This is a genomic window from Streptomyces sp. NPDC056948, from assembly GCF_042674225.1.
Classification (GTDB): domain Bacteria; phylum Actinomycetota; class Actinomycetes; order Streptomycetales; family Streptomycetaceae; genus Streptomyces; species Streptomyces purpurascens.
Genome location: NZ_JBHUQX010000445.1, coordinates 1 through 7,335 on the forward strand (window position 1 = coordinate 1; position 7,335 = coordinate 7,335).

Consider the following 7,335-nt stretch of genomic DNA (forward strand, 5'->3'; position numbering starts at 1 on the left):
GGTTTAACCTCTTTTGGCCCCACCTCCCCCTGGGCCCCGGGGGGGGGGGGGGGGGCCACCTGCCCCCCCCCCCCCACGCCGACGAGCAGCCCCAGCAGCGCCAGGGAGCACCAGAGACGGCGGCGCCTGCGCACCGCCACGACCAGCGCCTGCAGGTCCAGCAGCGGAGCGGCGGCCGGCGACTCCGGAGTCGTACTGGTCGTCACCGCGAACCTCCCGCCGCGTTGTCGCCGACCGCGAGCGCCGGCGTGACGGCATCCCGAGGACGGCCGGCAGACCGCGTCGGACGGGCCCGGACCGTGCCGGCGGCGAGGACGATGCCGACGACCTCGTGCCGGGCGTCCGCACACGCCTCGGCGATGCCGGCGAGCTCCGCCGCGGTCCAGCGGCCCGCGCTGAGCACGACCAGGGCACCGGACTCGTTGTCGCGGTCCGGCACCATCGGCCGGTCCATCGAAACCCCCACCACCCGCAGCAGCGGATCGCTCTCGGCCTCGGCGACGAGCTGTCCGGCGGCCCGGCGGGCGATCTCGTCGCCGTCCGGGACGACGACCAGCAGTCGGCGGGGGACCGGGACCTGGTCCCGGAGGCGGGCGAGCACCCGCCGGTAGCGGATCTGCCTGCCGGCCTCGTCGCCGGACGACTGCGGACTCGGTAGGTCCCACCGGATGTCGACGCCCAGCAGCCGGCGGACACGGGCCCGCGGGTCACTGCCGTCCGGCCGGTGCGCGGGCCGTTCACCAGGAACGTCGACGGTACCCAGCAGCGCCGAGCCCAGCGCCCCGGCGATCTCCGGTTCGGTGCGCGGCCGGCGACTCATCCGGGCGGCGGTGAGATGGCCGATGACCGCGAGCAGGAAGAACAGCAGTGCCCCGCCGACGATGAGCTGCATCCTCGTCGGCGGTGCCTCGCCGGCCGGCCGGGCCGCCGGCCCCATGACGACCATGTCGGCCTTGTCGGCGGCCGGATCGGCCTCGTCCAGTTTCTTGATGGCCTCCTGCAGCGTGGTGCGCAGCTTCGCGAGCTCGGTGCGGGTCTGCACGCTCTCCACGGTCCGCCCCGGATCGGCCGCGTCGGCCAGCTCGGTGATGCGGCGGCTGGTCTGCTCCACCATCTGCCGCAGTGCCTCGGGCCGCGCCGCCGCTTCGGGGTCGGTGTCGTCGCCCGCGATCCGCGCGGCGAATGCGACGAATTGCTGGGCCACCTGGTCGGAGAGCCGCTGCGCGCGCTCCGGGGTGTCGGCCGTGCCCGAGATCTTGATGATGTTCCCGTCGGCGGCCTGGGCGCTCACCCGATCCCGCAGTTCGCTGCCGCTGACCCCGGCCCAGCCGAGCGTGGCGGCCGCCCGGTCGACCACCACCGAACTGCTCGCGATCTCCGCCTGGGTCAGCAGTTCGCGCTCCTCCCACGCCCCCGGCAGCAGTACCGATGCCGACGTCGTGTAGCGCGGAGGAAACACCAAGGAGGTGCCGTAGCCGACGAGCGCACCCACCACGGCGAGGAAGATGAGAAGCCGCCCGCGCCGACGGATAATCCGCCCGATCGTGACCAGGCGTATCGTTTCATCGCTCAACAGTGCGGCCTCTTCCCTGCCTGTTACGGGTCGCCCGAGACACCGGAGCGTGGTCACGGCAGGCAGCGGCGTAGGCGGCGAGCAGCGACGCCTGCGAGTTCCGCCAGGAGAGCGGCCCGCTGACCCGCTCCTGGCCGATCTTGCCCATCCGGACCCGCTTGTCCGGATCGTCGAGCAGCAGCGTGATGAGCTTCGCGAACTCGGCCTCGTCGTTGGCCGGCGCGTAGACGGCGGCGTCACCGGCGGAGACTCGCGCCTCCCGGAGGTCGAACGAGACGATGGGCCGGCCCATCGCCATGTACTCCAGGACCTTGTTCATGGTCGACACGTCGTTGAGCGGATTGCGCGGGTCGGGGGAGAGGCACACGTCCGCGGTGGACAGGTAGCGCACCAGGTCGGCGTCCGGAATGCGTCCGGTGAACTGCACCTGCTCCGAGAGCCCGAGCCGCCGGGACAGCTCCACCATCGCGTCGAAGGCGTCGCCGGCGCCGACGAACACCGCATGCCAGTCGGTCCGCCCGAGCTCGTCGCGCAGCTTCGCCAGGGCCCGCAAGGCGTAGTCGACGCCGTCCTGCGGGCCCATGACGCCGAGGTAGCACAGCAGATGAGGCTTGCCGCGCTTCAACTCCTGCTCGGGCGGCACCGGTTGGAAACGGTCGGTCGCGGGCGCGCTGCGCACCACGAAGACGTCCTCCGGCCGCCGGCCGCCACGGCGCACCGCGACGTCCCGGTAGCTCTCGTTCGTGGCGAGCACGATGTCCGCGGCCCGGTAGGTCAGCCGTTCCAGCGCGCACACGGCGCGGTAGAGCAGATCCTCGCCGCGGTCGAACCGGGAGAGGTACAACTCGGGTACCAGGTCGTGCTGGTCGAAGACGAACCGCGCTCCGCGCCGCTTCGACCACAGGGCCGGCAGGAACAGCAGGTCGGGCGGGTTGCAGGCGTGGACCACATCGACCGGGCCGACCTTCCGGGCCAGCCGGACCGTGTGCCACAACGCCGATCCGTACTCCCGCAGGTAGCCGGCCGGACCTCCGGTGGCCGCGCGCAACGGGTAGCGGTGGATCCGCACCCCGTCGACCACCGCCTCCGGCTCCGTGTCCCGCTTCTCCCCACGGGGACAGATGACGTGCACCTCCCAGCCCGCGTCGCGCAGGGTCGTGCACTCCTGCCACACCCGCCGGTCGAACGGCACCGACAGGTTCTCCACCAGGATCAGCGCACGCCGGTTCGTCCCTTCGCCGCCGGCCGTGTCACCGAACGATCTGTCACCAAGCAAGGCCCACGTACCCCGGTTCGGCCCGGCGCGTCTCGGCGTCGGGAAGGCGGATGAGATCGACGATCACCGGGCCGCCGCCATGGGGCAGCGCCGACAGGACGGCCGGATCGCTGCTCCCGACGAGGCACACCTCGGCGTGCTCCAGCACCTCGTCGACCGAGTCGGCGAGCAGCTGCGCGAGGTGCGGCAGCCGGGTCTCGATGTACTCGCGGTTCGCGCCGATCAGCCGGGAGAGGCTCACATTGGCGTCGTAGATCTTCAGGTCGTACCCCTTGCCGAAGAGCCTCTCCGCCAGCTCGACGAGCGGGCTCTCGCGGAGGTCGTCGGTGCCGGGCTTGAAGGACAGCCCGAACAGGCCGACCCGGCGCTTGCCGGTGCGCTCGACCAGCTCCACCGCGCGCTGCAGATGGTCGGCGTTGGAGGGCAGCACATGGGCGAGGATGGGCACCGAGACATCGGCCCGCCGCGCCGCGTGGACCAGGCTGCGTAAGTCCTTGGGCAGGCAGGAGCCACCGAAGGCGAAGCCGGGCCGCAGGTAGGCGGGGCTGATGTTCAGCTTGCGGTCGGCCAGGAACACGTCCATCACCTGGTGCGAGTCCACCCCGAGCGCCTGGCACACCGCGCCCAGCTCGTTCGCGAAGCCGATCTTGAGGCCGTGGAACGCGTTGTCCGCGTACTTGATCGCCTCGGCCGTCGGGACCGGCACCCGGAACACTTCGCCGGGCAGGCCGTCGTACAGCGCCGTCACCGCGTCGCCGCTTGCCGGGTCGAGCTCGCCGATGACGGTCTTGGGCGGGTCGAAGAAGTCCCGCACGCTCGTGCCCTCGCGCAGGAACTCCGGGTTCACCGCGACCCCGATGTCGACCCCGGCCGTGCCGCCGACGTACTTCTCCAGGATCGGCACCAGCAGGTTCAGGCAGGTGCCCGGGAGCATGGTGCTGCGGAACACCACGGTGTGCCGCCCACCCCGCTCGGCCAGCGCGGCACCGATCTCCTCGGTGACCCGCTCCAAGTACTTGGTGCACAGGCTGCCGTTGGGCTCCGACGGCGTGCCCACGCAGACCAGCGACACCTCGCTGTCCATGATCGCCTCGCGGACGTCGCCGGTGGCGCGTAACGCTCCGGTCCGCACGACGTCGGCGATGAGCTCGCCGATCCGCTCCTCCACCACCGGGGCCTTGCCGTCGTTGACCAGGTCGACCTTCACCTGGTTCACGTCCACCCCGATGACCTCGTGACCCATGCTGGCCAGGCACGCGGCCGACACACAGCCCACGTAGCCGAGCCCGAAAACGCTGACTCTCATGACTCGTTCCTCCCCCCAGGCAGGCCCTTGCGGCCTGCGGTCCGCGCGCCGGCGGGACCGTTGAATCGACCGTCGAGTCGCAGCCCCCCGCGCATCAGTAGGCCCCCTGACCGTGGAGCACCGCACGCAGCGTCTTCCACAAGATCACTGTGTCCAGCGCGAGCGACCAGTCCTCCACGTACCGCAGGTCCAGCCGGACGGCCTCCTCCCACGACAGGTCGCTGCGTCCGCTGATCTGCCACAGACCGGTGAGTCCGGGCTTGACCAGCAGCCGTCGCCGGATGTCCGGGCCGTACGCGGCGGACTCCTCCGGTAACGGAGGCCGTGGACCGACGAGCGACATCGATCCGGTGAGCACGTTGAAGAGCTGCGGGAGCTCGTCGAGCGAGTACCGGCGCAGCACCGCCCCCACCCGGGTCACCCGCGGATCCCGGCGGAGCTTGAACAGCAGGCCGGCGCCCTCGTTGCGGTCGGCCAGCTCGGCACGTGCCCCGTGAGCCCCGGCGACCATGGTGCGGAACTTGAGAATGGTGAACTCGCGGCCGTCCTTGCCGACCCTGCGCTGGCGGTAGAACACCCCGCCCCGGCTGTCCATCAGCACGAGCAGCCCGACGAACACCATCAGCGGCGCGAACAGCACCAGAAGAAACGTTGCGCCTATCCGGTCGACGACCCCTTTGACCGCCCGGCGGCCCCCGGTGAAGGTCGGCATGCTGACCCGCAGCAGCGGGATCCCGAGCACCGCGTCGATGTGCAGCCGCGGGCCGGCCACCTCCATCAGCACGGGGGCCACGACCATCTCGGCGTCGCTGCCTTCGAGGTTCCAGGCCAGCCGCTGCAACCGGTCCGGTGACCAGTGCGGGTCCGGCGTGACCGCGACGACACGGTAGCCGTCGCGGCGGACGTGGCCCGCGACGTCCGCCAGCCGGCCGACTACCGGAACTCCGTCCAGTTGGTCACCGTCGAGCCCGAGACCGTCCGTCGTGCACACCGCGTCCACCCGCCAGCCGAGGTGCGGGAACTTGCGGGTCCGGCTGATCAGGTCGTGCACGGTGGCCGGGCTCCCGGCAGCGAGCACCGGTCTCAGGCACCGCCCTTCCTTCCGCTGTTTGTGCAGCCAGAGGCGGAGCAGATACCGCGCGGTCATGGTGACGAGCGCGATCGCGGGGATCGCTATGAAGATCCAGAGCTTGATGTTGCGCGAGGTGAGGGCGATGCCGCCGAGCGCCAGTACGACGGTCGCCGCGAAGAGTGAGCGTCCGAGCCGGCGGAATTCCTCGGCGCCCTGGCCGAGCACGGCCGGAGCCCACGCGCGGCCCACCGCGAGCGCTCCCAGCACCAGCAGCTCGGTGCCGAAGGCGAGAATTCCCCACTTCTCATGCCAGTTGGCCGCGTCCCGCGCCCCGAAGAAGTTGCCGATCGCCGCCACCACGAAGGCGGTGGCCACGGTATCGCTGGTGATCACGGTACGGCGGTACCGCTGCTCCCAGTCGAACGCGGGTTGAGTGATCGCCCCGTCCGCCAGACGCCCGCGCGCTGACGGATACGGGCTGGCTAATCCCCCTTGACGCACAGAACCCCCCAGGTCCCCAGTGGTTCGACGTGCTCGCCCAACACTGTTCCTCCCCCCGGGAGGCCCCCGCCCCCCGCGCTGTTCCTCCCCCAGGAAGGCCCCCGCCTTCCTCGTCGTGCGCATGACATCCCAGCGCTTGCAGGGCTGCCTGAACAACCCGCTCCGGCGGCAGCGGACTCGCCTGTCCTGCCGGCTTTCCGCAGCGCCGGACCTATAGATCATTAAGGGTCGCCTCATGCCCGAACAGCTGAAGCACGGTCAATCTAGACCATCGGGGCCAGTATGGAGAGAGGGTGTGTGTAATTTGTGTTCAAGGTTTGAGGCAAGATCCACCGAACGGTCACCACCCACGGGTGCCGGGCACCACGGCGTGCTTCAGGGGGCCTTCTGTGGGTGCCCAGGGTGGGTGTGGGATCGGGCGAGCGAGAACAGGTCATGCGGTGCCCCCTCGTAGGTGTGGCCCTGGAGCAAATCAGGGGTTCCGGGAGGGTGGCGGATCACTGGATCTGTCCGGAAAGCACCTGCACCCGAGCAGGCCCACGAAGAGGAAGTTGACGGTCTGCGCCCACCCGGTGCGGCCGAGGGGGAGTGAACTGACGGGATGACGAAAGGGCTTCCACACGACTGGCGCCTCCCGGACAGGTGGAGTGCGTCCCTCGTTGACATGAGTGCGGACCGCCCGAGGCCCACTCAGGCGTCGACTCGCATCTCTGCTCCGCGAGATCAGTAGCGCAGATGCGTGCCCGGGCCAAGATCGTCGGCCTGAGACCGGACGGGCCGGTCAGGCTCAGACGCTCGGTGCTGAAGAGGATGACCCCGGGCCAGCGGACAACATGGCGCGCCGCCTGCTTCGCCTCGCGATCGCCGAGTTGTGCTGCAAGCAGCGTGATGGCAAGGAGCAGGAAGGCCATAGCGGCGAAGAGTGGCACCGCCCTCTCCAGCAGCCCCTGGCCTCTTCCGCGCAGCGCGGCCCTGCTCTGCCCCATCAGCAGACCTGCGGCAACCGTGGCCGGGGCAGCCCAGTACGGCTCGACCCGCCACAGTAGGAAAAGCGCAAAGCCAACTGCCACGACCAGCCAGTACTGCCCCGCCACGGTGTCCCACATGGCGGCGGCACGTCGTCTGAGACGACTGGTCAACGGCAGACGCCTGACGAAGTGCGGTGCACTTGTGAGCAGAAGCAGCGCGACGACGGCGCTGAGAACAGGCCGCGACAGCACTTGAAGGCTCTCCACCACGTATTCGGAGAACCCGAAGCCGAGGGAGGAGGGGGAAAGGTGGAAGTTGCGACAGTAGCGGTTGGTGTAGATGAGCCCCACGTAAAACATCAGCGCGGCGATGAAGGACGCCTCCGCGACAACAAGCTTCAGGATCGCCGTCGCGTCGACGTCACGCCCGGAGCCCCCCTGCGGATTGTCCGGAAGTGTCACGACCGGGCGGCGCCGGGGATGACTCCGTTTTCCGGGACACGCCCGGTGGCTTGCCGTGCGGGACCCCTTGTCGCCGAGGAGGCGGCCGGGCCGGACTCGCGGCCGTACGGACCCGAGCCGGAGCAGAATACCGGCCCGCAACCATCACAACCGCCTCACAGTTCCGCCCCGCTGCAT

Annotated in this window: 5 protein-coding genes; all 5 read right to left on the minus strand. The window is 70.3% G+C overall.

The features are described from left to right. Positions 1 to 202: 202 nt before the first annotated feature. The 5 genes from ACFTZL_RS37655 to ACFTZL_RS37675 all read right to left on the minus strand — a co-directional run bounded on the left by ACFTZL_RS37655 (position 203) and on the right by ACFTZL_RS37675 (position 7,158). Positions 203 to 1,573 (minus strand): Wzz/FepE/Etk N-terminal domain-containing protein, encoded by a 1,371-nt coding sequence (locus ACFTZL_RS37655; RefSeq protein ID WP_382592743.1) that lies wholly within the window; start codon positions 1,571 to 1,573, stop codon positions 203 to 205. Then, complete coding sequence (locus ACFTZL_RS37660) at positions 1,563 to 2,849, minus strand: glycosyltransferase family 4 protein (protein WP_382592746.1); 1,287 nt, start codon at positions 2,847 to 2,849, stop codon at positions 1,563 to 1,565. The genes ACFTZL_RS37655 and ACFTZL_RS37660 overlap by 11 nt, the downstream gene beginning before the upstream one ends. After that, positions 2,839 to 4,155: a nucleotide sugar dehydrogenase gene (locus ACFTZL_RS37665; RefSeq protein ID WP_382592749.1), complete on the minus strand. Its 1,317-nt coding sequence runs from the start codon at positions 4,153 to 4,155 to the stop codon at positions 2,839 to 2,841. The genes ACFTZL_RS37660 and ACFTZL_RS37665 overlap by 11 nt, the downstream gene beginning before the upstream one ends. A gap of 94 nt (positions 4,156 to 4,249) precedes the next feature. Next, entirely contained in the window at positions 4,250 to 5,728 is a 1,479-nt protein-coding gene (locus ACFTZL_RS37670; RefSeq protein WP_382592752.1) for a sugar transferase, read from the minus strand. A gap of 497 nt (positions 5,729 to 6,225) precedes the next feature. After that, positions 6,226 to 7,158 carry a hypothetical protein gene (locus tag ACFTZL_RS37675; protein WP_382592755.1) on the minus strand — a complete coding sequence of 311 codons (933 nt, stop codon included), beginning with the start codon at positions 7,156 to 7,158 and terminating at the stop codon, positions 6,226 to 6,228. Positions 7,159 to 7,335 lie beyond the last annotated feature (177 nt).

Bases quoted from the DNA above. Each gene is read 5' to 3' on its own strand.
- ACFTZL_RS37665 (WP_382592749.1), bottom strand. From the start codon at position 4,155: ATGAGAGTCAGCGTTTTCGGGCTCGGCTACGTGGGCTGTGTGTCGGCC.